Genomic DNA, 23,542 nt, shown 5'->3' with positions numbered 1-23,542 from the left:
TGACCCGGGGGCGCCCCGGGGGAGCCCGGCGGGCGCAGCGATTTCCCTTGGGGCGCCCGGCGGAGCGCCGTGAGCCCGGTTCCGCCCTCCGGAGTGAACCACCACCGACGTGGTGGTGAACTCTGGGCGACGGGTGTTCGAGCAGACGCCCGCACGGCTGGGGAAGTGTCCGACCAGGCGCATAACCTGGAGTCATGAACGTGGACGCGGCCGTCGCCGCAGTGGCAGCGATCGCCGGGTTGTGCACCGGCGTCTTCGCCATGCTGGCGTTCCGCTGGAGCGAGCGGGACCAGGCCAAGCCCACCCGGACCTCGCTGCACACCGACGCGGTGCTGCCGCCCGGCGTCGACACCGTCCTGTCCGTGCTGCGCTCCTCCGCCGTGGTCCTCGACGAGGCCGACGCCGTCGTCAAGGCCAGCTCCGCCGCGTACGCCCTCGGGCTGGTCCGCGGCGGCAAGCTCGCCGTCGAGCCGATGATGCAGATGGCCCGCGACACCCGCAGGGACGGCGAGATACGCCAGGTCGAGCTGGATCTGCCGCGCCGCGGCACCGGCCGGGGCGACGCCCTCGCGGTATCCGCCCGGGTCGCCCCGCTCGGCTCCCGGCTCGTGCTCCTGCTGGTCGAGGACCTCACCGAAGCGCGCCGGATAGAGGCGGTGCGCCGCGACTTCGTGGCCAACGTCAGCCATGAGCTCAAGACGCCCGTCGGCGCCCTCTCGCTGCTCTCCGAGGCGGTGATGGACGCCAGTGACGACCCCGAGGCCGTCACCCGCTTCGCCGGCCGGATGCAGAACGAAGCCACCCGCCTGACCAACCTCGTCCAGGAGCTGATCGACCTCTCCCGGGTCCAGAACGACGACCCGCTGGAGGACGCCGAGCCGGTCCGGGTGGACGAGCTGGTCGCCGAGGCGATCGACCGCTGCCGCCAGCAGGCCGGCACCAAGCAGATCACCATGGCCAGCTCCCTCGCCGGGCCCGAAGGCTCCGCCGCCGACCTGAGTGTGTGGGGCAATCGCGGCCAGCTCGCCGCGGCACTCGGCAACCTCGTCGAGAACGCCGTCAACTACTCCCCGGCGCGCACCCGCGTCGGGATCGCCGGCCGCCGGGTGTCCGCTCCCGGCGGCGACCTGATCGAGATCGCGGTGACCGACCAGGGCATCGGGATATCCGAGAAGGACCGGGACCGCGTCTTCGAGCGGTTCTACCGAGTGGACCCGGCGCGTTCGCGCGCCACCGGCGGGACCGGCCTCGGCCTCGCCATCGTCAAGCACGTGGCCGCCTCCCATGGCGGGGAGGTCACGGTGTGGAGCGCTGAGGGACAGGGCTCCACCTTCACCCTGCGTCTCCCGGAAGCCGGTGCCGTACGCGACCGCGAACGGCCCGCCGACCTCAGTGCGGACGGCCTCGACGAAGAGGACCGCCCGTACGAGACCTTCAACGATCCGCTTCCTGCTCACCCTGCCCCGGAGGTCCTTCCGTGACCCGAGTGCTCGTCGTCGAGGACGAAGAATCGTTCAGCGACGCACTGTCGTACATGCTCCGCAAGGAGGGATTCGAGGTCGCCATCGCGGCTACGGGCCCCGACGGACTGGACGAGTTCGAGCGCAACGGCGCCGACCTGGTCCTGCTGGACCTGATGCTGCCGGGGCTGCCCGGCACCGAGGTCTGCCGCCAACTGCGTGGCCGTTCCAATGTCCCGGTCATCATGGTGACCGCCAAGGACAGCGAGATCGACAAGGTCGTCGGCCTGGAAATAGGAGCCGATGACTACGTCACCAAGCCCTTCTCCTCCCGCGAACTGGTCGCCCGCATCCGGGCGGTGCTGCGGCGGCGCGGCGAGCCGGAAGAGGTCGCCCCGCAGGCGCTGGAGGCCGGCCCGGTCCGGATGGACGTGGACCGCCATGTCGTCACCGTCTCCGGCGGCAAGGTCGACCTGCCCCTCAAGGAGTTCGACCTCCTGGAGATGCTGCTGCGCAACGCCGGCCGCGTCCTGACCCGTATGCAGCTCATCGACCGCGTGTGGGGCGCCGACTACGTGGGCGACACCAAGACGCTCGATGTGCACGTCAAGCGGCTCCGCGCCAAGATCGAGCCGGACCCGGGCGCACCGCGCTTCCTGGTGACGGTCCGCGGCCTGGGCTACAAGTTCGAGCCGTAAACCGCCGCGTCTACGTGTGAGGGGCGCCCGTCCGACCGGACGGGCGCCCCTCACACGTAGACGTCTCCCGGGCTCAGTGGCCGGCGTGCGCCGCCTGAGAGGCCTCGCCGGACGGGGTGGCCTCACCGGACGGCGACGCGGAGCCGGAGGGCTTGGCCGAGCCGGAGGGCTTGGCGGTGCCGGAAGGGCTCGCGGAGCCGGAGGGCTTGGGCATCTCGGCCGGGCCGTAGCCCTTGAAGTAGTTGGTCGCCGGGACGACGAAGGCCTGCAGCTGCACCTTGCCGGTACCGCTGAAGTTGAACGACAGGTCCTGCGCGTTGCCATCCTGGACGGCCTCGTCGCCGCTCGGCAGGACGGCGGAGGCGTTGCCCTTGCCGCCGATCAGGACGGAACCGCCGGCGGGCACCGTGATCGGCCCCGCCGCGCCCTTGGCGGGCTTCAGCTTGGCCGACTTGCCCGACTCCACCACGGTGATGGCGGTCAGCTTCTGGTCCTTGACGCCGTTGTTGAACAGCGTGGCGGTGACCACCGCCGGGCCCTTGGCCTCCAGGTCGGGCTGGGTGACCACGGACGCGTTCTGGACCTTGATGTCGCCCACGGCGGTCGCGGCGTTGTCCGGCTTGATCTCCAGCGTCTCGGCGTCGTTCCCGGCCCCGCATGCGGAGAGCGAGGCGATCGAGAGCGAGAGGACAGTAGCGGCGAGGACGCCGCGTCGAAGGCTGCGGCTCACGGCGGCGGCATCTCCTTGACGAGCTACGGCGCGGCCGAACTTCGTGCCCGGTCGCGGATGGACGGCTGGGGCGGTCCTTGCGTACGCGTCATGACGACGGGTGCGTAAAGCCGCCCTAAGGGTGTGTCAGCGCCGCTAGGTTACCGAGCCGTCCCGACGCCGCCGCACCCGACCCGCCCCCAGCGCGATCACGCCCTCGGAGCGGCCGGCCACGGAAGTGCCGGCCGACACGCCGACCCGCACTTCAAGATCCCTTACCGGGACGGGTTTCCCGTTCCCTTCCGTGGGTTTTCCGCAGGGTGTTCGGCGCGCCTTCACCGGCGCGTCCCGAGAAGGCGGACGGATATTCAGCAAGTGGCCGTTCGGGCGGGGCCGGTCCCGTTTCCACCGGCGAAAAACGGTATTCGCAGGGAAAGCGCACAGCTCCTGGAATTGATCACGCTCACCGGCGGCCGCCCGGTGATCAATTCGGAAACCGGTCGGAGTCGCCCGCGAACAGCCGAACGGAGTAGCGGAAGTCGCTCATGCGGATCGCCGCAAAACGGGACGTTCGTCATGTCGACCAGGGCCATCCGGGTGTGTGACGGGCAGGTTTCCGCTCGCCTGCGAAGCCCCTCCGACCTGCGAATACCCGCATTCAAGGGCCCCTCGCAGCACGTTCCGGTCTCTGTTGTCAAGCCCCGAGATGCGCCCTGACCTGCGAAAACGCCATTCAGAACGGCCCGTTCACGTGTTAGCATGGATAGCCACGGAAGGGGTACCTGTCACATGACGTTCAAGGTTGGCGACACCGTGGTCTATCCCCATCACGGGGCCGCGCTGATCGAGGCCATCGAAACTCGCCAGATCAAAGGCGTGGACAAGACCTACTTGGTGCTGAAAGTCGCCCAGGGCGACTTGACTGTTCGTGTTCCAGCGGACAATGCGGAGTTCGTCGGCGTACGCGACGTGGTCGGTCAGGACGGGCTGGACCGGGTCTTCGAGGTGCTGCGTGCACCGTATGCCGAAGAGCCCACGAACTGGTCCCGTCGCTACAAGGCAAATCTTGAGAAGCTCGCTTCCGGCGACGTGATCAAGGTCGCCGAGGTAGTGCGTGACCTCTGGCGGCGTGAGCGCGAGCGCGGACTCTCCGCCGGTGAGAAGAGGATGCTCGCCAAGGCGCGCCAGATTCTGGTGAGCGAGCTTGCCCTCGCGGAGAACACCAACGAAGACAAGGCCGAGGCTCTGCTCGACGAGGTCCTCGCGTCCTGACGACGCAGTGTGTGAACGCAGTGTGCAGGCCGACGCTGCGTGCAACACAGCAATGCCGCGGTGCCCGAGTGACGATCGTTTCCCCATCGGAACGGTCTGTTGCCGGGCGCTGCGGCATATCTGGCGTCATCACCGCGACCCGTCGCCCACCCGGCACGGCAGCCGTCGTCGCCGCCGCGCCGCAAATCCACGGTGAATGTCCCGCTGAGGACGGATGCGCTCTGTGCAGATGTTCCTGTGCCTGCGCCGACGATGATGTTCCCGTCGAACCGCGAGCCGGCCGTGGAAGCGGCGGCAGCCCACTGCGCAGGCACCAGGTGTGCCGGGCTCGGGCAGCCGCCTCGACCGATGTCACGGAAGGGTCCGGTCAAGACGTCGCGCCCGGCACTCCCCCAGCTCCACGAGCAGGGGGCACCCAGGCCATACCCACCTCGGCCGAGGAAACAAACCTGTCTGCGCCAATTCCGGGGCCGCCCCGGACACCGGAGCCTTAGATGTCAGATCCCTCCCGTCCGATCCGCACCGCCGCGGTGATCCCCGCGGCCGGCCGCGGCGTCCGTCTCGGCCCCGGCGCCCCCAAGGCGCTGCGCGCGCTGGGCGGCACCCCGATGCTGGTGCACGCCGTCCGCGCGATGGCCGCGTCCCGCGCGGTCTCCCTGGTCGTCGTGGTCGCGCCGCCCGACGGCGCCCCCGAGGTCCGCCACCTCCTCGACGCCTATCCGCTCGGCGACCGCACCGACCTCGTGGTGGTCCCGGGCGGCGAAACGCGCCAGGAGTCCGTACGGCTGGGCCTGGCGGCGCTGCCGGACGCCATCGACGTGGTGCTGGTGCACGACGCGGCGCGTCCGCTGGTCCCCGTCGACACGGTCGACACGGTGATCGCCGCCGTCCGCGCCGGCGCCCCGGCCGTCGTGCCCGCGCTGCCCCTGGCGGACACCGTCAAGCAGGTCGACCCGCAGCCGCAGGGCACGCCCGAGCCGGTGGTCGGCACTCCCGAGCGGGCCCGGCTGCGCGCCGTACAGACCCCGCAGGGCTTTGACCTGCACACCTTGCTCAAGGCGCATGACACGGTCGTCGAGGGCGAGGGAGCCACCGACGACGCCGGACTGGTCGAGCGGCTCGGGGAGCCGGTCGTGGTCATGCCCGGCCACGAAGAAGCGTTCAAGGTGACCCGGCCGCTGGACCTGGTCCTGGCCGAGGCCGTACTCGCCCGTAGGAGGGCCACCGATGGCTATGTCTGAGCCGGGGCTGCCCGGTATTCCCCTGGTCGGCGTCGGCACGGACGTGCACGCCTTCGAGCAGGGGCGCGAGCTGTGGTGTGCCGGGCTGCTGTGGGACGCCGCGGAGAGCGACGGGTACGGCCTCGCCGGCCACAGCGACGGCGATGTGGCCGCGCACGCCGCGTGCGACGCGCTGTTCTCAGCGGCCGGCGTCGGCGACCTGGGTGCCCACTTCGGCACCAGCCGGCCCGAGTGGTCCGGCGCCTCGGGGGTGACGCTGCTGGCCGAGGCCGCCCGCATCGTGCGGGCCGAGGGGTTCGCGATCGGCAATGTCGCCGTGCAGGTCATCGGGGTACGCCCGAAGGTCGGCAAGCGGCGGGCCGAGGCGCAGCAGGCACTGTCGGCGGCCGTCGGGGCGCCGGTCTCGGTGTCCGGGACGACGTCGGACGGGCTGGGCCTGACCGGCCGCGCCGAGGGTCTGGCCGCAGTCGCCACGGCACTGGTGGTCCGTACGGCCTGACCGCACGCACCGGAGCGGCCTGCTGGATCCCGCCCCGACCGGCATTTCCCCGCCCCGCGCGGGAATGCCGGTCGGGGCGGGCGCGTTGGTGGAGGATCGGAGTGTCCGTGTCCACCGGTATGGCTCGCAGGAAGGATCCCTCGTGACTGCCGCACTGTCCGACGACCTCAAGAAGCTCCTCGACGGCCCGGTCTTCGTGACCGTGGCCACGATCCAGCCCGACGGCAGCCCCCAGGTGTCCCCGGTCTGGGTGAAGCGGGACGGCAACGACCTGCTGATCTCGACGACCGTCGGCCGCCGCAAGGAGACCAACCTCCGCCGCGACCCCCGGGTGACGGTCGTCGTCCAGCCCGCCGACGCTCCGTACACCTACGCCGAGGTCCGCGGCTCCGCCACCCTCACGACGGAGGGCGGGCAGCAGCTCATCGACGAGCTGTCGCACAAGTACACCGGCAAGAGCTACGCCGAATTCAACCCGTCCTCCAAGGACGACGACGAGCGGGTGATCGTCAGGGTCACGCCCCGCAAGGTGGTCGGCAGGCTGTGAGGCCCGCGCCGCGTTCCCCTAGGGGGGCCTGGCGAGTGGGGTGAGTGTCACGCTTCTGTGTCCCCGTGGCCGGTGGGTCACGGGGCACTGCCTGGTTCCGACTACCCTGGTTCCGTGACGATTCGCCTGTACGACACCAGCGCCCGGCAGATTCGCGATTTCACCCCGCTCACGCCGGGCTGTGTCTCGATCTACCTCTGTGGCGCCACGGTGCAGGCTGCCCCGCACATCGGGCACATCAGGTCGGGACTCAACTTCGACATCATGCGCCGCTGGTTCGAGTACCGCGGCTATGACGTGACGTTCGTGCGCAATGTCACGGACATCGACGACAAGATCATCAAGAAGGCGGACGAGCAGGGCCGCCCCTGGTGGTCGATCGGCTACGAGAACGAGGTCGCCTTCAACACGGCGTACGACACCCTCGGCTGCCTCCGTCCGACCTACGAACCGCGCGCCACCGGCCACATCCCCGAGATGATCGAGATGATGCGCGGCCTGATCGAGCGCGGTCACGCCTACGCCGCCGATGGCAACGTCTACTTCGACGTGCGGTCCTTCCCCGGCTATCTGCAGCTGTCCAACCAGGAGTTGGACAACCTCCTCCAGCCGTCCGGCGAGGGCGAGACCGGCAAGCGGGATCCGCGCGACTTCGCCATGTGGAAGGCCGCCAAGGAGGGCGAGCCCAGCTGGGAGACCCCCTGGGGCCGCGGCCGACCCGGCTGGCACCTGGAGTGCTCGGCGATGGCGCACAAGTACCTGGGTGCCGCCTTCGACATCCACGGCGGCGGCATCGACCTGATCTTCCCGCACCACGAGAACGAGATCGCGCAGGCCAAGGCCTACGGCGACGACTTCGCCGCGTACTGGACCCACAACGCCTGGGTGACCATGAGCGGCGAGAAGATGTCCAAGTCGCTGGGCAACTCCCTGCTGGTCTCCGAGATGGTCAAGCGCTGGCGCCCGATCGTGCTCCGCTACTACCTCGGCACCCCGCACTACCGCTCGATGATCGAGTACAGCGAGGAAGCGCTGCGCGAGGCCGAGTCGGCGTTCGCGCGGATCGAGGGCTTCGTCCAGCGCGTCGTCGAGAAGGCCGGGATCGTCGAGCCCGCCCCCGAGGTGCCGCTGGCCTTCGCCGAGGCGATGGATGACGACCTGGGCGTCCCGCAGGCGCTGGCGATCGTGCACACCACCGTCAGGCAGGGCAATTCGGCGCTGACGGCCGACGACAAGGAGTCGGCGGTCGCCCGACTCGCCGAGCTGCGTGCCATGCTCGGTGTGCTCGGTCTCGACCCGCTCGACGAGCGCTGGGCGGGGGGCGGCACGGGCCGCGGCGACGACCTGCACGGCGTGGTCGACTCCCTCGTACGGCTCGTGCTGGAGCAGCGCCAGTCGGCACGCGCACGCAAGGACTACGCGACCGCCGACGCGATCCGCGATCAGCTCCAGCAGTCCGGCCTCGCCATCGAGGACACCCCCTCCGGCCCGCGCTGGTCGCTGTCCTGACCCCCGTCGTGACCTGCGGCCGCCGCGCGGATTCGCCCTTCCCGGCGGCCGCGGGCGACACTCAATCCATACGTACGAATCCACTCCACGTCGCGAGACGTCGAGAGCAGTGAAGAAATAGGTGACCCATGGCCGGCAACAGCCAGCGCAGGAACCGCCGCACGTCCAACAAGAAGGGCCCGCAGATCGGCAGTGGCGGTAAGCGGCGCCGGGGCCTGGAGGGCAAGGGGCCGACCCCGCCCGCTTCCGAGCGGAAGGGGCACGTCAAGAACCGCGTCGCCAACGCCAAGGCGAAGCAGGCCGCCTCGCGGCGGCCCGCCCCCCGGCGCGGCGGCGCGAAGGGCACATCCGAGCTCGTCGTCGGCCGTAACCCGGTCTTCGAGGCGCTGCGCGACGGCGTGCCCGCGACGACGCTCTACGTCCAGCAGTACATCGACACCGACGAGCGGGTGCGCGAGGCGCTCCAGCTCGCCTCGCAGCGCGGCAACATCAACCTGATGGAGGCGCCGCGCCCCGAGCTGGACCGGATGACCAACGGCCTCAACCACCAGGGCATGGTCCTGCAGGTCCCGCCGTACGAGTACGCACACCCCGAGGACCTCGCGGCGGCCGCCTTCGACGAGGGCGCCGACCCGCTGATCGTCGCGCTCGACGGCGTGACCGACCCGCGCAACCTCGGTGCCGTCGTCCGTTCCGTGTGCGCCTTCGGCGGCCACGGCGTGGTCGTGCCGGAGCGCCGGGCGGCCGGGATGACGGCCGGTGCGTGGAAGACCTCGGCGGGCACCGCCGCCCGTACGCCGGTCGCCCGTGCCACGAACCTGACCCGCACGCTGGAGTCGTACCAGAAGGCCGGCCTGACGGTCGTCGGTCTGGCCGCGGACGGCGACACGGAGCTGCAGGATGTCGCGGCGCTCGCCGGTCCGGTCGTCATCGTCGTCGGCAGCGAGGGCAAGGGCCTGTCGCGGCTGGTCGGCGAGACCTGTGACGTGCGGGTGCGGATCCCGATGCCGGGCGGCGCCGAGTCGCTGAACGCCGGTGTCGCGGCCGGAGTGGTCCTGTGGGAGGCGGCGCGCCGCCGCGCGTGACCCCGGAGTGCGCGTACCGGCCGTCCTGACGGCGCCGGTACGCGCTGTGCGGGAGCCGCCGGTAGGTGCCGGCAAGGCCCGCGCGACCGGTTTTCCGGGACGGCCGGATGGCCCAGTGGGAAACGCGACGACCCGCCTGGCCCGGGGGCAAGACCTGACGCTCCGTACTTCTTCCGAGCATCCCGTGATCTTTTGACGGGTCTCGGACAGATCGACTCGGCCAAGGCAGTGTCTTTCCCGCGAGTCACTCGGTTAGATGAGCGTGGACACCAGAACACCCCGCACACCTACGGGGGGACGCTCGCCGGGCTTTGATGACGAGCCGGTCCTGAGCTCGGTCAAGGTGCCGTGCGATCCCGCGCAGGTCATCGTCAATCACGCCAGCTTCCGGGTGCGGCTCGCCGCACCCGTCGTGAGCACGGCGGAGGCGCGCATCCCCGTCATCCGGGGGGCCGGTGTCAGACGCCGGGCGCCCGTGGTGTGGAGCGGCCGCACGGACCCGGGCGGCACGGCCGGCGCCACCACCCAACTTCTGCACGCGGTACGCGACGCGGGCATTGGCCTGGACGGCGCCCCCGGCGAGGACGCGGGCACGACGACCCAGGTCCTGCCCCGGGTCCGGCTCAACGACGCGCCCCCCGCCTCGACCGTGATCGGCCAGCGCGGCCCCAGCGACTCCGACACCACCCTGCTGCGCGGCGTACGCCCCGTGGGCAGCGCCTACGGCGACCACACCTACGCGGACGGCAACGCCGGCCGCGCCGGTGACGGCTACGACGACGGCTACGACGACCGGTTCGATGCGCGGGAGGACTACGAGCCCAAGCGGCGCTCCGGCGACACCGTCCGGCACGCGTACTACCCCGGCCGCCGGATGAACCTCGGCGTCGTCCTGCTCCCGCTGCGTATCTTCCTCGGCCTGATCTCCGTCTACGCCGGCATGGGCAAGCTCTGCGACCCCGTGTACTTCGACGGCGGCGAGCGGGGCTCCATGGTCAAGTGGCTGCTGTCGCTGGACCCTTGGGCGCTGGCCGTACCGCTGCGTGACTTCGCCGTCTCGCACCCTGTCGGCGCCGGTCTGACCGTCGCGTTCCTCCAGGTCGTGGTCGGCGTGCTGACCATCTGCGGCCTGTGGCAGCGGGTCGCGGCGTCGTTCGGCGCGCTGCTCTCCGCCGCGCTGCTGGTGACCGTCACCTGGCGCACCGTCCCCGCCTACGACGCGCCCGACATCATCTACCTCGCCGCCTGGAGCCCGCTGATCATCGCGGGCGCCCCGGTCTACTCCATGGACGCCCGGCTGGCCGGCGAGGCCTGGCGGCGGCTCGGCCCGCGCGTCGAGGTCGCCGATCTGCGGCGCCGGGTGCTGCGCCGCGGCGCCGTGATGACCGCCGTGGTGGCCGGCCTGACGCTCCTCGTCGGCTCGCTGCTCGGCGGCGCCGTACGGTCCGCGACGGTCGTTCCCGTGCCGCGGCCCGGTGAGCCCGCGATCAACAACCTGCCCGGCTCACCGCTGCCCCGTCCGGGCAAGAGCGCCACCCGGCCCGGCCAGAACCGGCCCGGCGGCAGCGCACCGCAGCGGCCCGGTACGCCCTCGGCCGGCGCCTCGCAGAAGGCCCGGCAGGCGAAGCCCTCCGCCTCGGCCCCCGGTGTCGCCCCGAGCAGCAGCGGGAGCGCCAGCGGTGCCGCCCAGCAGCGCGGCGGGACCAGCAGCGGCCCGCCGCAGCAGACCACCCCGACCCGCCGTCCCGCGACGCCCCCGGCGGCGCCCACGGCCGGCGGCACCGGCGGCGGAACGACCGGAGGCAGCACAGGCGGCGGCAGCACCGGCGGCTCCGGCGGCGACTCGGGCGGCCGCGGCAGCACTCTGGGAGGCCTCCTCGGCTGACCGCTCCGGAGGGGCTCCCGTCTCCCCGACGCGCCCCTGACCCGCACACACCTGTCCCCGACCACCTTCCCCAACCCGTACGACTCGACGTCACGAGCCGGTGCGGGATACGGGGGAGGGGGCCGGGGACAGGTGTGTGCGGGGGCAGGGGCCGGGCGCGCGAGGGCAGGGCCTGGCCGCGGAGGGGCGCTGGGCGGGCACTGGGGAGCCTCGGGGCGCCCGGGGGTGCCCCCGGGCGTCGGAGCGGCTGTTCGCGGGCCTGGCGGGCTCTGGCGGCTTCCAGGCGGCTCGGGGGCCGGGCTCAACGCCCTTGCGTGCCCAGCTCCTTGGCTGCCTCGGTGAGGTCCTTGGCGGTGTCGATCGCGCGCCAGTAGGCACCGTGCGGGAGCGGATAGCCGGCCAGCCGGCGTTCGCGGGCGAGGCGCGGGAAGGTGGTGCGCTCGTGGTCGCCACGGTCGGGCAGCAGGCCGGTGAAGGCCGCGGAGAAGACGTAGACGCCCGCGTTGATCAGATACGGCGAGGGGGGCGCCTCGATGAAGTCCAGGACATGCCCGTACGCGTCGGTTTCCACGACGCCCCAGGGGATGCGCGGGCGGGCCAGCGCGAGGGTGGCCTCGGCGTCGCGCTCGGCGTGGAAGGCGGCCATCTCACGGAGCGGGAAGCGGGTCCAGATGTCGCCGTTGGTGGCGTACCAGGGCTCACCGGGGCGGGGGAGGGAGGCGGCGGCGTATTTGAGGCCGCCGCCGCGGCCCAGCGGCTCGCTCTCGACAACGGTCGTGACGCGCAACGGCAGTTGGGCCTGTGCCAGCCAGTCCTGGAGGACCGCGGCGAGATGGCCGCAGGAGACGACGGCGTCGGTGACGCCCTCTTCGGCCAGCCAGTTCAGCTGGTGGCCGATGATCGGGGTCCCGGTGCCGGGAATCTCGACCATCGGCTTGGGTCGGTCGTCGGTGTACGGACGGAGACGTGAGCCCTGGCCTCCGGCCAGGACCACGGCCTGTGTGGGGTACGGATGCGGGGCACCTGTCATGGTTCGCACCCTAAGCGGTGCGAGGCCGGGTCACTGGGCGGCGGCGACGCCGGTGGCGAACGAGGTGTCACAGACCGGCCGGGAGAAGGCCTGGGCGCGGTGTGCGGCACCGTACTTGGCGACCGCCGCGCGGCCGAGGGAGCGCGCGATGGAGACGCAGTGCTTGGCCAGCGAGGGGTGTTCGGTGGTCGCCTTCTGGAGGTGGGTCAGGGCGACGCCCGGATTCTTCTCCTGGAGTTCGACGAGGAGGCGGTCGCGGAGCACGTCCTGGGGGGCGCGGGGGCCGGCCTTGGTGGAGGCCTTCCCGGAGGACGCGGTCAGCACCTGGGACTCGGTGGCCGTCGATGTCCACGGGACGCGGGTGACCGCGAGGGTCCCGGAGAGGACGAGGACGACGGGGAGGACGAGGGCGAGAGTTCGGCCGATTCGGCGGGCTGCGGAGTTCACGGTGGTGATGGTAGCGAGGAGTGATGATTTGGCGACATTTGGTCACCTTTTCGGGGGACGGATGGCTCGTCGGTGCGGTTGCGAGGTTGACGCGGGGGTGCGAAAAGCCCGTTCTGCCGGGGTAATTGCCGCGGGTGGGGGGCGGGGCGCGAGGCGGGTGTGAGGGGGCGGTGGAGGGGTGCCCGGGGTACGTGGGGCGCGTGAGCCCGTCGGTGCTTGCGCTGGACGCGCAGCGGGGGGGGGGGGGGCGGGGGGGGGGGGGGGGGGGGGGGGGGGGGGGGGGGGGGGGGCGCCCCCCCCCCCCCCCCCCCCCCCGCCGCGCGGTCACCTGCTTACTGTCCTGCCGTCCTGCCGTCCTGCCGTCCTGCCGTCCTGCCCTGCCGTCCGCGTTCCGCTGTCAGCCTCCGCGTTCCGCGTTCCGGCGTTCCGGGGGGGCGTCAGTCGGTGAGGCGCTCGCCCGTCGACGTCGAGAAGACGTGGGTCTCGCCCGGTCGCGGCACCACGTGCAGCTGGGCGCCCTTGTCCGGAACCTCACGGCCGTTGACGCGGACGACCAGGTCCTTGACCTCGCCGCCCACCTCCGCGGTGCCGTAGACGTAACCGTCGGCGCCGAGCTCCTCGACGACATTGACCGTGACGGCCAGGCCCGCCGGCGCGTCCGCGCTCTCCTTGGTCAGCGACTTCGCGGCGGCGCCGTTCTGCTCGACGATCTCGAAGTGCTCGGGGCGTACGCCCACCGTCACCGTGGTGTCGCCCTTGGCGGAGGCCGCGGTGAGTGCGTCGCGGTTGACCGGGACGACGCTGTTGCCGAACTTCACGCCGCCATCGGTGATCGGCACCTCGACGAGGTTCATCGCGGGGGAGCCGATGAAACCGGCGACGAAGAGATTGGCGGGGCGGTCGTACATGTTGCGCGGCGAGTCGATCTGCTGCAGCAGTCCGTCCTTGAGGACGGCGACACGGTCGCCCATCGTCATGGCCTCGACCTGGTCGTGCGTGACGTAGACCGTCGTGATGCCCAGACGGCGCTGCAGGCCCGCGATCTGCGTACGGGTCTGGACGCGGAGCTTGGCGTCCAGGTTGGACAGCGGCTCGTCCATCAGGAAGACCTGCGGCTCACGGACGATCGCACGCCCCATCGCGACGCGCTGGCGCTGGCCACCGGACAGCGCCTTCGGCTTGCGCGCCAGATACTCCGTGAGGTCGAGGATCTTCGCCGCGTCCTCGACCTTCTGCCGGATCTCCGCCTTCGGCACGCCGGCGATCTTGAGCGCGAACCCCATGTTGTCGGCGACCGTCATGTGCGGGTACAGCGCGTAGTTCTGGAACACCATGGCGATGTCCCGGTCCTTGGGCGGCAGGTGGGTGACGTCGCGGTCCCCGATGCGGATGACCCCGCCGTCGACGTCCTCGAGCCCCGCGAGCATGCGCAGCGAGGTGGACTTGCCGCATCCGGAGGGGCCGACCAGGACGAGGAATTCGCCGTCCTCGATGGCGATGTCGAGCTTGTCGACGGCGGGCTTGTCGGAACCCGGGTAGATCCGGGTTGCCTGTTCGTACGTGACCGTGGCCATGACGATGTGTCCCTTCACCGGCAGGAACGTGCCGGACGATCCGAGTAAAAGGAGTGGTGTAGTCCACCGCTGTGGACCGCTCGTGACGCTACCTGCGGGGGCTCCCGGTGTCAGTAGCCGTGCGGTCACGAAATCCGGTGACCGGCATCCGACGGTCCTGGGTACACTTCTTCCCGCACGCCTCCTTAGCTCAGCTGGCCAGAGCACCGCTCTTGTAAAGCGAAGGTCGTCGGTTCGAATCCGACAGGGGGCTCTGAGAAGCCCAGGTCAGCTAGTCCCTGACCTGGGCTTTCTTTATGCACCGACCCTGCGGGACGGGAGCGCGATGATCTTCGCGCCGCCGTGTGTGGCCGACGTGTGGCCATTGTGTTCGGCCGTTGTGGTCGCGGCCGACGCGCGTTCTTGCTGCGGAGGCACGATCGTTACCGGCTGCGGCTGCTCGACCGCAGTTGCTTCGACCGGCGGGCGGCGCTCCCGGGTCGCGTCAGGTCGTGCACTCCAGCTCCGTCAACGCGTCCTTGGCTACCGCGCCACAAGCTGCCCGAAGATTTGGCCCTGCCGTGGAGGACAACGACTGGTGGCCCTTCGATGGCAAGCCCCTGGCCGTAGGGCACTTTGACGACACAGGGAGGGTTCTCGGGTCCGAAGTGATCGATGATCCCGAGATGGTCGCCGAATGTGTCGCGTGCGGGGTCTGCGCTGGGTCTCTGCTATCGGGCACTCCGCGTACGCGCTGACAGTTCCGTGAGTGACCAGGCGCAGGAGACGCGCGAGGCATTGGATGCCCGGCTGCGTGGATTCCACAGGGACGCGGGGTACGGCAGTGGTCGGACCTTCGCCGCTGCCGTAGGCCGGCGCGGATCCGAGGCCTCTCGTATCGAAAACGGCAAGCAGAAGGCGAGCGAGGAGGACATCCCCGTCCGGTGCCACTCGACGAGCCATGAGGACGAGTTCCCTGACTTTTCTGCCACAGTTCGCCACAGCGAGGAGATGTGGATGGAGTTGTGCTGGCAGCTCCAGGACGGGGCGGCCAACCGGCAGAAGAGAACTCTGTCGCTTCACCGGACGACCAAGGCGTTCGGGGTCTGGGAGCCCAATGTCATCCGGGGCGCCATTCAGACCGTTGGCCATGCCTAGGCCACCTTCGACGAGGTATCGGGATTTCACGAAACCCCACCTGACGCGGTTGCGGCAGTGGCCAGACGCCTCGAACGACGGAAGAACCTCTACGACAACAACCGGATCTTCAATGCTCTCCATGGCGAGCATGCTCCCTACTCACACCGCGGCGACTCCGAAGTCGTGAGTGCATAACTGGGCTGCCGTCTCGCCGTGTTGGCTCTCCACGGCTCAGCCTTGGCATCGTGCCGCGATCCGTAGGAGTCGGCCTTTTGCTCGGGCGCGGCTTCGCGATGTGGGACGACAAGCTTGTCATGGTGGAGTTCCTCTCCGCGGAGATTTCCGTGACGTAGTCGAGGAAAAGCGAGCTGTATTGCGAGGAATTCGCTCTTCATCCGCAGTCTGTCGTCCATGGCCAGGCCGTCAGGGACCTCATCTTGGATGCCATCGGTCACTTTCGACTGCCCGCGAAGGGGCAAACGTGACGTAAATGCCGAATTGGTGTGCCAGCGCCTACGCCAAGTCTGGCAACCGCGTCGAAGTAGCTTTTGTGGAAACACGAGTCACCGGACCCCGTCATGCGTTCAGATGGACGTAGCTGTCGAGCGGGCGAAGGCAAGCAGGCAATAAGTGAACGACCCATGAAGGCGGGAGCTGATGAGCGGCCCACGATTCGTCGACGTGTGCGCGGGGGCGGGGGGACTGGCGTTAGGGCTGGAAGGCGCCGGTTTCGAAGCCGAACTGCTGCTGGACAAGAAGGGTGTGGCCTGCGAGACGCTGCGCAGAAACCGTCCGGAGTGGCAGGTTCTGGAGACGGACCTGCTGGACTTCGCGCCTTCGCGGCACCGGGATATCTACGATGTCGATCTGCTGTCGGCCGGACTGCCCCGAGTGAAGTCCAGTGCGACCGTCGCGCGGACCGAGACCGAGGCCGAACTGCGCTTGCTGGAGGCGACCGTCTACCTGGCGCATGCCATCCAGCCGCGAGCTCTGCTCATCGAAAACGTGCCGGGGTTGGTGGGCGCGCCCGACTACGAGCCGATACGCGAGCTCATCCGCAAGGAGCTGCATCATCTCGGCTACCGATTCCGGTGGTTCCTCCTGAACGCCGCCGACTTCGGGGTTCCGCAGGACCGTCGGCAAGGCCTGCTCGTCGCGCTCAAGGATCAGTATTTCGACGCGTTCCGTCCGCCGGAGCCGACGGTGCGCGAGCATCTGTCCGTGGGTCGGGCCCTGCGCCGCTCGATGGCGATGGGCGGGTGGACGGACGCCGACCGATGGGCAGCCCAGGCGGTCAGCGTGGCACCGACCCTGGTGGGCGGGTCGGAGAGGCGAGGAGGCGCGGATCTCGGGCCAACAGGGACGAAGAGGGCCTGGACCCGGATGGGGGTCGACGGAGGCACCGTGGCCGACCATGTTCCCGGACCGGACTTCGCCTGGGCGCCGGAGACGGGACGGCACGGGATGGTCAAGATCACGACCGACCAGGCAGCGCTCCTGCAGGGCTTCCCGTCCGACTGGGAATTCGCCGGGAAGAAGACGGCCCGCTATCGCCAGATCGGGCATGCCTCCCCACCGCCGGTGGGCCGGGCGCTCGGGCTGGCGATCCGAGCGGCCTTGGCGCCCCCCGCAACCCCCGTCGCCGGCTACACTTCAGCCCTATGAACAGCCCGGGAACACAGGTGCACCCTTTCGACGGAATCCGGATCTTGGACCTCTTCGCAGGTCCTGGTGGACTCGATGTGGCCGCGCACTTCCTGGGCTTCAAGAGCATTGGGATCGAGTGGGACCGGAACGCGTGCGAGACGCGTTACGCGGCGGGCCTGCCGACGATCCACGCCGATGTGAGCGTCATGCGCGAGACCCGTTTCGACGAGATCCCCAAGTCGGTCGACGTACTCGCCGGCGGGCCGCCCTGTCAGTCTTTCTCCGTCGCGGGAAACGGCGCGGGACGGGAAGCGCTGGAGACGGTGAAGGAATTCATGCACCGTCTTGTGGACGGGGAAGACGAAGCCGAGATCGACAAGGATCTGCACGCCCGCGGCGTGGACCCGCGCACCGCTCTGGTCCTGGAGCCCCTCCGCTGGCTTCTCAAGGCGATCGATGCGGAGGACCGTGACCCCTACAGCGTGATCGTTCTGGAACAGGTGCCCGCGGTCCTGCCCCTGTGGGAGGTCTACGCGAAGCTACTGCGAGGCGGCGAAGGGCGGCTGAAGGGCGTCAAGTACGAAGCGGAATGCTGGGAGTTGAAGACCGAGCAGTTCGGGGTCCCGCAGACGCGCACGCGCGCCGTACTCGTCGCCCGGCGTCCGGGGCATGGGGCCGTTGAACCGCTGGAAGCGACTCACCTTCCCTTCGTCCTGCAGCGAGGGAAACGCAATGCCGCTCAGGCGGATCTGTTCGCCACCGATTCCGCGGTTGCCGGGACCAAGCCGCGCTGGCTCTCCATGGCGGAGGCCCTCGACGCGGCGAGCAAGCTGAAGGACTCACCCGTGGATGTGTCCCGGCTGCGGACGGGCGGAGACATAAATTTCTTCGTCGTCTCGAACTACGGCTCCGGGGGCGACCCGAAGAACCGAGGCAAGCGCCGGTCCTCCGAGCCGGCCTTCACGGTCACCGGCAAGATTTCCCGGAACAAGGTGTACAAGAGCCTTGCCGAGTACGAGTCGGGGGACTCCGACCGCTTCACCATCCCTGAGTCCGGAGTGCTGCAGACCTTCCCCCACAACTTCCCCTGGTCGGGGAACGACCAGGCGCAGCAGGTGGGCAATGCGGTACCGCCCCGCCTCGGAATGCACGTCCTCAGCAGGGCACTGCGTAGCGACAGCCCCAGGGCCGACGAGTTGGCAGCTGCGACCACGTGGCTGCCTGTTCCCAGGACCACCACGGACGAGCTGCGGGAGATCGGGTGCGGCGATCAGAGCCGGTGTCCTCCGGACGAGCACAAAGTCACTCGTGCTCGTCGGAAGTCCGCCCCCTGACCGACGCGTCCGCGAACAGCTCCTCGAAGTGGGCGACCAGTCTTTGAACCGCTTCCTTGGGGACACGCTCTTCCTCGGGGCCTTCCGGAAGGCTGTTCCGTGGGGAGGGGAGGGCTGATGCGGCGCCTGCGATCCACTCGCGCAGAGGCTCTCCGTCACTCTCCACGTCCGGGGCGATGACGTCATACATGAGCGTCGCCGCAGCGGCGTTGACCGCAGGTGTCAGGGCGTTGACCTCGCGACCGGTGCGCACAGCCCCTCTCTCCAAGAGTCCGACGAGGGCCAGAGCGGTGGGGCGATGGTCGATGATGTCCAGCCGAAGCGCGGAGTTCAGCATGTCCTGATTGCCACAGGCCACGACGACGGGCTGATAGTCCGGTCCGTCGCGGAAGAGTTCGGCCGCCCACCAGAGTCGGGCGAATGCCTGCTTGTAGTGCGCGCCGACGAACCTGTCCCGGGCCACACGGCCGCGCGAACCGTCAGCCTTCGGCTCGGACAGGTGCCGCCAGACGACGTAGTCCGGCGCCACTGCGAGAGCCACATACGTCCAGATCCGCTTCTCGGCCGCTTCCCTGCGCGTCAACCGAAGGGTCTCGTGCAGACGCGGTGCCAGCCATGCATCCGCCGCCGTGGGGCGCTCGTCGCGGAATTTGTTCAGGGTCTCGTCGATCAGATCCCGTACGCGGTGCAGCCGAAGGCGCGCGTCGTCGCCGGCCAGCGGCTCGGCAATCTTGTTCAGCGCGATGGAAGGGACGTCCTCGCGTCCCTCGAGCAGTCCTGCGGAGATGTACTCGGCGGCCTGCACATCGGAGATCAGAGCAAGCCGTTCCGGCAGGTGCTCGGGGCGGGAAGTCACGCGTGGGTCTCCTGGTCGAGTCGTTCGATGTCGCGGACGGTGGTGGCCAACGCTTTGGGGACATCGGCACGGCGTGCGGCTGCGTATTGGATACGCGGTTGCAGATCCGTCCAACCCCCCTCGCCGGTACGCCGGGTGTGTACCTCCCGAAGGGCATCTTCCACCGACCGTCCGGGAACGATGTCCGGGAGCATCTCCCTGAGCACCGCACCCCGCCAGTCGGGCGGGAGGAGCGGAGTTCCGTCGTCCTCGATCTCCAGGTCGCCGATGGCGGTGTGGAAAACAGCGGTCCACACATCGGCGCACATCTGAGCCCGGAGCACCTCGCTCACCAGGCTCTCCACCTTCGAGCCCGGGCCGTCCACGAGCGCTACGAGGCCCTCGAAGTCCGAGTTCAGGCGTACGGTGGGCATTCGCCCCGAGGTGTCCACGATCCAGGGGGCGTCCCGGAAACTCCGCAGCCACTCGGCGCCGCGGGCGAAGCTGACGGTGTTGACGTCAAGTTGGCGATCCCTGAGCGGCGCTTCGGACACCACGTCGATCATCCACTCCTGCTCGGTGGAGGCGATGATCCGACCTGCTATCCCCCCGACCGTGGCCACCACGTGCACCGCGAGGGACGCGCGGTCCAGGTGACTGTCGCGGTCGAGTTCGATCTCCCCGGTCCAATCCCTGCCCCCCTCCGCACCGGGTTCCAATCGGGCAACGGTGCGTGCGTTGGTGGTCCCCTCCGTCAGAACGGCGACAACGGCGATGTCGGACCAGTGCCCCTTCGTCTCGATCTCACGGACGGGGACGGTCGCCGTCAGGGCGAGCCGCGCAGACTGCCAGTCGTCGCGCTCGGCCTTCCCGAGGGCCACGACCTGCTCGACAACGGAGTATCTCCTGCTGTCCAACTGCTCGCGGGCGTCACCGGGCCCGCGCAGCCGCACGGCTGTGACGCGCGCCGTCACCGGGCCGGTCAGACGGGGGTACGGGTAGGCCCTCACGCGACGCTCCCCTTGCTCTCCTGGAGTTCGACAACAAGACCGGTCAGCGCGGCCCGCACCGGGTGTGTGGACACATCGGTGATGCCTCGGAAAACGGCACGGCGGGTCCCCGGCTGGAAATGAAGTACGCCATCGGTCAGCTCACAGTTGCTGACAGCGATGAGCTCGGCCCACTGGACCACCGGACGGGGGCCGGAGCGAACCTCCAGCTTGGCGACGGGGTTCATGCGCCAGGGGCCTTCCCCGGGCGACACCTTGACCTCAGCGGTGATCCGCCACGCACCGGAGGGGTCGATCACGGCCTCCAGATCGTCCAGTTTCGGGAGTGTCACTGTCCCTCTGATCCTGGGGGTGGGCTTGTTCGTGATCTTGAGTCGCTTGCTCAACCTGCTCGTGCCGCCGGGCTTCTTCTCCTTGGGGAGTGCCACGAGTTCGTGCACGGCCTTGTTGGTCTCCGACGTCAACGCTGCGATCCGCCGGTGGGCCGAGGGTGAGTAGCGCATCCTCAACTCCTCGGTCTGGCGCCACTTGTTGTGCTCCGGCGGCTCGGAAGATCGTAGGAACTCCTCGGCCTCAGCCGCGAACGGCGCATCGTCCCCTGCCGCCCGGCCCGCGAGCAGAACGGCCTGGAACGGGTTCGTCCCCACCGGGAGGCCCGGCACCCAGCTGGTCTTGACCGTCATGCGGTTGCCACGCATCGCGGTCACCTGGTTGATCCTGCCGTCGGTGTCCGTGGCCTCGGTGATGAGGAGCACCGCCCGGTGCTCACCGGCCGTGCCGGTCAGGCCGTCCCGCTCGGGAATCCTCAAGGGCACGGTGGTGAGCGCTACTTGACCCGCCTCGGTGAGACGTTCCACCGTGGTGCCGCTCAGGAAGGCCTGAAGTGCGCGCGAACGTGCGGGTTGATGCACGTGGGGTTCAACCCGCTCTTCCTCGAGGTATTCCACGCCATTGCGCACCGTCCGCACGGATGCCTCCAGCAACGGCGGACGGTCGCCTCCCGTCGTCATCGCGGCCCAGAAGTTACGACCGAGCGCGCGTACCAGTCGCTGGTGCATGCGCTCCAGGCTGTCCTCGTCGTCACCCGCATCGCCTTCGTGGTCCTGCCCGGCCTCGGCGAGGCTGGCCACATCGTGTGCGCCGACGATCAAGAAGGATGTGCCGGGGTCACCGCCCTCGCGGGTGAGGTGCAAGCTCTCGACGGTCTCTTCGTCAGCCCACCAGGAGCGCGCGATCTCTGCGTTCTCCGCCTCGGTATCCGGCTGACCCAGCCACGCCGGGCCGGCGAATCTCTTACCGGCCACCTCCCGCCAGGGCAGATCGAGCCGCCCGATCAGCCGCCGTTGGGTGTGTCCCTCGTGGGGTTCGGAGAGCGTGGAGTTCATCAGGACGAGCCCCAGCCGGCTGGTCGCCCAGAGCGTGGCCTTTCCGAGACCGTATGAACCGCCGGCCGCCACATCGGACTTACGGCTTTCGAGTTGGCGCCGGACCACGGCGGCGAATCGGCCGTCCTCGTAGTCGTCACCGGTCAGACCGTTGGCGTTGTAGTCGTCCACGCGAAGAAGGACCAGCCGATCCCGCTCGAACATCTCCCGTAGCCCGGCACTGATGACGCGTCCGACCTTCTGGTCCTGTGTCGCGGCCGCTTCGAAATGCGGGTGGAGGTCCTGCCAGCGGATCGCCGTGCGGAACCGGGCCAAGGCGTCCCCGGTCAGTTCGTGCAGGGTGTAACGGACCCTGACCGGGCGGTCGTTCCTCCTGTCGCGCTCGTCCAGGCTGTTCTGGGTCGCCTCACGGGCCAGGACCTCCAGATCGGCTTCGAAGGCGAAGGCCGCAGCGTTACCGAATTCCCGCCCGCCGTCCTCGTGTCCTGGACGGTGGTACCAAACGACCGCCGTCTCCGCTGATTCGTCCTGCCGTTCCGGACCGGCCGGGGAGCCCTGAGCGGTCCCTTCCGGGACGCCAAGGATCTCCTGTACCCCGGCCAAGTGATCAGGGCTGGGCACCGAACGGTCGTCGAGCCAGGAATCGACGAGCGCCCGTGTCACACCCAGCCGGCGCACCAGTTCGCTCTCGTCCGTCCCGTTTTCCCGCATCCGCTCGGCCAACCATCGACCGAACCCGGTCTCCTTCAAGGCCACCGTTCCCTCTCTCCCGTCGGAACTGCTCTCCGTCTCCGGCGTGCCGGCCTGGTCGAGCGGCAGTGGTTCGCCGGCAGCCGCTTCCTCTTGCTTCTCCGCACCCTCGGCGTGTCCGGATCCTTCGGCAGCCTCCTGAGCAATTTTTCGGGCGGCCTTGTGGCGACGACGCTCCGCATCGGCATCGTCAGGATCCAGGCCCATTTGGATTCTCAGGTCCTTCAGGGCCATCTTCTCGATCTGTCGAATGCGTTCCCGCGTGACCCCGAATTGCTTACCGATGTCCTCCAACGTCCAGGGTGTGCCATCGGTGAATCCGTAGCGCAGCAGAAGGACTTTCCGGGTTCTCTCCGGGAACATGCATTCATCGAAGTGCTGGAAGAGTTCCTGGCGCTCGAATTCGGACGAGAGTGCCTGTTCCGGTCCGGGTACCGGCCGAAACCCGTCGATGATCACATCTCCGAGGGTCGCGTTCTCGCCGACGGGCTGCTCGAGCGAGAGAACCGCCCGATCCCCCAACCGCAGGCACTCCGCCACCTTCGCAGGGCTGAGCTCACACGCCAGGGCAAGATCATCGACAGTGGGATTTCTGCCCTGGTCGAGGAATATCCGCTTTCGCCTCCGGACCTTCTCCACATCGGTCCACATGTGGACCGGGATCCGGATGGCTGCTCCTTCGTCGGCCACGGCTCGAGTGATGCGTTGGCGAACCCACCAGGTGGAATAGGTGGAGAACTTGTACCCCATGGAAACGTTGAACTTCTCCACGGCGCGGATGAGCCCGATCATGCCGTGTTGGGCGAGATCCTCGTACATGGGATTGCCCGGCCGTTGCCCCAAGCCGTGAAGGATCTTGTGAACGAGCCGCTGGTTGTGCGTGACCATTGCGGTTAAGGCTCGGTGCGCCTCGCTGTCCCGCGAAAGCGTCGCCGCGTAGCCGGCGGGCAATAATTCCGACGACGTTCTGTCCCCTCGGAACAAGAGACAGAGTCCTACTTCCTCCTCGGCGCTCAGCAGAGCCCCGCGGGGGTTCACTCGCCTCCGATCGGCTTCGATGAGTCGCCGAGCGGTACGACGAGCTGCTTCCATGTCGTCGACGCGCACCGTCCCGCGTAGGGAGTCGAGGTACGGGACCTCCTCCTCGGGGGGATCGAAGTCGTCGAGAGGCTCGTCAGGGCGGGCCCCCTCGTCGAGTGCCGCACTCCGCGGGTGGGTTGGCTCTTCTCCTGCGTTTCCGTCGTCCGTCTCCGCCGTCGTCACGGCTTCGTACAGGGCCTGGACCTCCTGTGGGCCGAGGCGTGCGGCCCGCATCACTTGCCCCAGGGCCGTGCGGAGTTCGACGTCCGCGGCGGTGAATCGACGTATGAGGCCGACGAGCATGTCCCGATCAGCCGCATCCATCCGTCCGGTGGATGCACCGCCCCGCTCTGTGGCCATCACGCCCCCGCGCCCTCATGTCGCCGCTGTTCCCTCGTAGTCCATCACTCATCGGGCTGCCGCTGC

Annotated in this window: 20 protein-coding genes and 1 tRNA gene; 14 read left to right on the top strand and 7 right to left on the bottom strand. The window is 69.4% G+C overall.

Annotated elements, in window-relative coordinates:
* Positions 1 to 194 precede the first annotated feature (194 nt).
* Both ACIRQ7_RS05240 and ACIRQ7_RS05235 read left to right on the top strand, forming a co-directional pair.
* A complete protein-coding gene (locus tag ACIRQ7_RS05240) occupies positions 195 to 1,481 on the top strand; it encodes a sensor histidine kinase (protein WP_404259936.1) in 1,287 nt (428 codons plus the stop codon).
* Positions 1,478 to 2,158 carry a response regulator transcription factor gene (locus tag ACIRQ7_RS05235; RefSeq protein ID WP_362701542.1) on the top strand — a complete coding sequence of 227 codons (681 nt, stop codon included), beginning with the start codon at positions 1,478 to 1,480 and terminating at the stop codon, positions 2,156 to 2,158. Before ACIRQ7_RS05240 ends, ACIRQ7_RS05235 begins: the two co-directional genes overlap by 4 nt.
* A 73-nt stretch (positions 2,159 to 2,231) precedes the next feature.
* Here the strand turns inward: ACIRQ7_RS05235 and ACIRQ7_RS05230 are convergent, their stop codons facing one another.
* Complete coding sequence (locus ACIRQ7_RS05230; RefSeq protein WP_403675338.1) at positions 2,232 to 2,888, bottom strand: DUF461 domain-containing protein; 657 nt, start codon at positions 2,886 to 2,888, stop codon at positions 2,232 to 2,234.
* 768 nt (positions 2,889 to 3,656) lie between these two features.
* Here ACIRQ7_RS05230 and ACIRQ7_RS05225 point away from each other — a divergent pair.
* The 7 genes from ACIRQ7_RS05225 to ACIRQ7_RS05195 all read left to right on the top strand — a co-directional run bounded on the left by ACIRQ7_RS05225 (position 3,657) and on the right by ACIRQ7_RS05195 (position 10,905).
* Positions 3,657 to 4,139, top strand: a complete 483-nt coding sequence (locus ACIRQ7_RS05225) for a CarD family transcriptional regulator (RefSeq protein ID WP_003953493.1) — start codon at positions 3,657 to 3,659, stop codon at positions 4,137 to 4,139.
* A gap of 494 nt (positions 4,140 to 4,633) precedes the next feature.
* Complete coding sequence (gene ispD, locus ACIRQ7_RS05220) at positions 4,634 to 5,380, top strand: 2-C-methyl-D-erythritol 4-phosphate cytidylyltransferase (RefSeq protein ID WP_404259935.1); 747 nt, start codon at positions 4,634 to 4,636, stop codon at positions 5,378 to 5,380.
* Positions 5,367 to 5,879 (top strand): 2-C-methyl-D-erythritol 2,4-cyclodiphosphate synthase, encoded by a 513-nt coding sequence (gene ispF, locus ACIRQ7_RS05215; RefSeq protein ID WP_401461578.1) that lies wholly within the window; start codon positions 5,367 to 5,369, stop codon positions 5,877 to 5,879. The genes ispD and ispF overlap by 14 nt, the downstream gene beginning before the upstream one ends.
* A gap of 142 nt (positions 5,880 to 6,021) precedes the next feature.
* A complete protein-coding gene (locus ACIRQ7_RS05210) occupies positions 6,022 to 6,426 on the top strand; it encodes a PPOX class F420-dependent oxidoreductase (protein WP_404259934.1) in 405 nt (134 codons plus the stop codon).
* Positions 6,427 to 6,540: 114 nt separating this feature from the next.
* Positions 6,541 to 7,935: a cysteine--tRNA ligase gene (gene cysS, locus ACIRQ7_RS05205; protein WP_401461582.1), complete on the top strand. Its 1,395-nt coding sequence runs from the start codon at positions 6,541 to 6,543 to the stop codon at positions 7,933 to 7,935.
* A 128-nt stretch (positions 7,936 to 8,063) separates the two neighbouring features.
* Positions 8,064 to 9,020 (top strand): 23S rRNA (guanosine(2251)-2'-O)-methyltransferase RlmB, encoded by a 957-nt coding sequence (gene rlmB / locus ACIRQ7_RS05200; RefSeq protein WP_401461583.1) that lies wholly within the window; start codon positions 8,064 to 8,066, stop codon positions 9,018 to 9,020.
* Positions 9,021 to 9,276: 256 nt separating this feature from the next.
* A complete protein-coding gene (locus ACIRQ7_RS05195; protein ID WP_404259932.1) occupies positions 9,277 to 10,905 on the top strand; it encodes a DoxX family protein in 1,629 nt (542 codons plus the stop codon).
* Positions 10,906 to 11,206: 301 nt separating this feature from the next.
* Here ACIRQ7_RS05195 and ACIRQ7_RS05190 read toward each other — a convergent pair whose 3' ends face one another.
* The 3 genes from ACIRQ7_RS05190 to ACIRQ7_RS05180 all read right to left on the bottom strand — a co-directional run bounded on the left by ACIRQ7_RS05190 (position 11,207) and on the right by ACIRQ7_RS05180 (position 13,974).
* On the bottom strand, positions 11,207 to 11,935 hold the full coding sequence (locus ACIRQ7_RS05190) for an NDP-sugar synthase (RefSeq protein ID WP_401461586.1): 729 nt from the start codon (positions 11,933 to 11,935) through the stop codon (positions 11,207 to 11,209).
* Positions 11,936 to 11,965: 30 nt separating this feature from the next.
* The gene (locus ACIRQ7_RS05185; RefSeq protein WP_401461588.1) at positions 11,966 to 12,382 is read right to left on the bottom strand and encodes a hypothetical protein; all 417 of its coding nucleotides are present in this window, start codon (positions 12,380 to 12,382) and stop codon (positions 11,966 to 11,968) included.
* A gap of 437 nt (positions 12,383 to 12,819) precedes the next feature.
* Positions 12,820 to 13,974, bottom strand: coding sequence for an ABC transporter ATP-binding protein (locus ACIRQ7_RS05180; protein ID WP_401461589.1), 1,155 nt, complete (start codon positions 13,972 to 13,974; stop codon positions 12,820 to 12,822).
* A gap of 161 nt (positions 13,975 to 14,135) precedes the next feature.
* On the opposite strand from ACIRQ7_RS05180, the gene ACIRQ7_RS05175 reads away from it, so the two are divergent.
* From ACIRQ7_RS05175 to ACIRQ7_RS05155, 5 genes are all read left to right on the top strand, one after another.
* Positions 14,136 to 14,209, top strand: a tRNA-Thr gene (locus tag ACIRQ7_RS05175).
* 91 nt (positions 14,210 to 14,300) lie between these two features.
* Positions 14,301 to 14,693: a DUF6879 family protein gene (locus ACIRQ7_RS05170; protein ID WP_404259930.1), complete on the top strand. Its 393-nt coding sequence runs from the start codon at positions 14,301 to 14,303 to the stop codon at positions 14,691 to 14,693.
* Between the two features lie 7 nt (positions 14,694 to 14,700).
* A complete protein-coding gene (locus ACIRQ7_RS05165; protein ID WP_404259928.1) occupies positions 14,701 to 15,093 on the top strand; it encodes a hypothetical protein in 393 nt (130 codons plus the stop codon).
* A 639-nt stretch (positions 15,094 to 15,732) separates the two neighbouring features.
* Positions 15,733 to 16,740: a DNA cytosine methyltransferase gene (locus tag ACIRQ7_RS05160; protein WP_404259926.1), complete on the top strand. Its 1,008-nt coding sequence runs from the start codon at positions 15,733 to 15,735 to the stop codon at positions 16,738 to 16,740.
* A gap of 77 nt (positions 16,741 to 16,817) precedes the next feature.
* Positions 16,818 to 18,056, top strand: a complete 1,239-nt coding sequence (locus ACIRQ7_RS05155; protein ID WP_404259925.1) for a DNA cytosine methyltransferase — start codon at positions 16,818 to 16,820, stop codon at positions 18,054 to 18,056.
* Here ACIRQ7_RS05155 and ACIRQ7_RS05150 read toward each other — a convergent pair.
* From ACIRQ7_RS05150 to ACIRQ7_RS05140, 3 genes are read right to left on the bottom strand one after another with little or no spacing between them, the layout of a single operon-like run.
* On the bottom strand, positions 18,025 to 18,912 hold the full coding sequence (locus tag ACIRQ7_RS05150; protein WP_404259924.1) for a DUF6339 family protein: 888 nt from the start codon (positions 18,910 to 18,912) through the stop codon (positions 18,025 to 18,027). The genes ACIRQ7_RS05155 and ACIRQ7_RS05150 overlap by 32 nt on opposite strands.
* Positions 18,909 to 19,901, bottom strand: coding sequence for a hypothetical protein (locus ACIRQ7_RS05145; protein WP_404259922.1), 993 nt, complete (start codon positions 19,899 to 19,901; stop codon positions 18,909 to 18,911). Before ACIRQ7_RS05145 ends, ACIRQ7_RS05150 begins: the two co-directional genes overlap by 4 nt.
* The gene (locus ACIRQ7_RS05140; RefSeq protein WP_404260130.1) at positions 19,898 to 23,476 is read right to left on the bottom strand and encodes a sigma-70 family RNA polymerase sigma factor; all 3,579 of its coding nucleotides are present in this window, start codon (positions 23,474 to 23,476) and stop codon (positions 19,898 to 19,900) included. The genes ACIRQ7_RS05145 and ACIRQ7_RS05140 overlap by 4 nt, the downstream gene beginning before the upstream one ends.
* Positions 23,477 to 23,542: the final 66 nt, after the last annotated feature.

This window comes from Streptomyces sp. NPDC101393, assembly GCF_044767385.1.
In the GTDB taxonomy this organism is placed as follows: domain Bacteria; phylum Actinomycetota; class Actinomycetes; order Streptomycetales; family Streptomycetaceae; genus Streptomyces.
The sequence above is the reverse complement of the archived record's forward strand: the minus strand, read 5'-3'. Positions and strand labels throughout refer to the sequence as shown.

What these genes read in the sequence shown, in the direction of transcription:
- ACIRQ7_RS05240 (WP_404259936.1), top strand. Translation starts at nt 195, where the DNA reads ATGAACGTGGACGCGGCCGTCGCCGCAGTGGCAGCGATCGCCGGGTTG.
- ACIRQ7_RS05225 (WP_003953493.1), top strand. Translation starts at nt 3,657, where the DNA reads ATGACGTTCAAGGTTGGCGACACCGTGGTCTATCCCCATCACGGGGCC.
- ispD (WP_404259935.1), top strand. Translation starts at nt 4,634, where the DNA reads ATGTCAGATCCCTCCCGTCCGATCCGCACCGCCGCGGTGATCCCCGCG.
- ispF (WP_401461578.1), top strand. Translation starts at nt 5,367, where the DNA reads ATGGCTATGTCTGAGCCGGGGCTGCCCGGTATTCCCCTGGTCGGCGTC.
- rlmB (WP_401461583.1), top strand. Translation starts at nt 8,064, where the DNA reads ATGGCCGGCAACAGCCAGCGCAGGAACCGCCGCACGTCCAACAAGAAG.
- ACIRQ7_RS05195 (WP_404259932.1), top strand. Translation starts at nt 9,277, where the DNA reads ATGAGCGTGGACACCAGAACACCCCGCACACCTACGGGGGGACGCTCG.
- ACIRQ7_RS05190 (WP_401461586.1), bottom strand. Translation starts at nt 11,935, where the DNA reads ATGACAGGTGCCCCGCATCCGTACCCCACACAGGCCGTGGTCCTGGCC.
- ACIRQ7_RS05160 (WP_404259926.1), top strand. Translation starts at nt 15,733, where the DNA reads ATGAGCGGCCCACGATTCGTCGACGTGTGCGCGGGGGCGGGGGGACTG.
- ACIRQ7_RS05140 (WP_404260130.1), bottom strand. Translation starts at nt 23,476, where the DNA reads ATGGCCACAGAGCGGGGCGGTGCATCCACCGGACGGATGGATGCGGCT.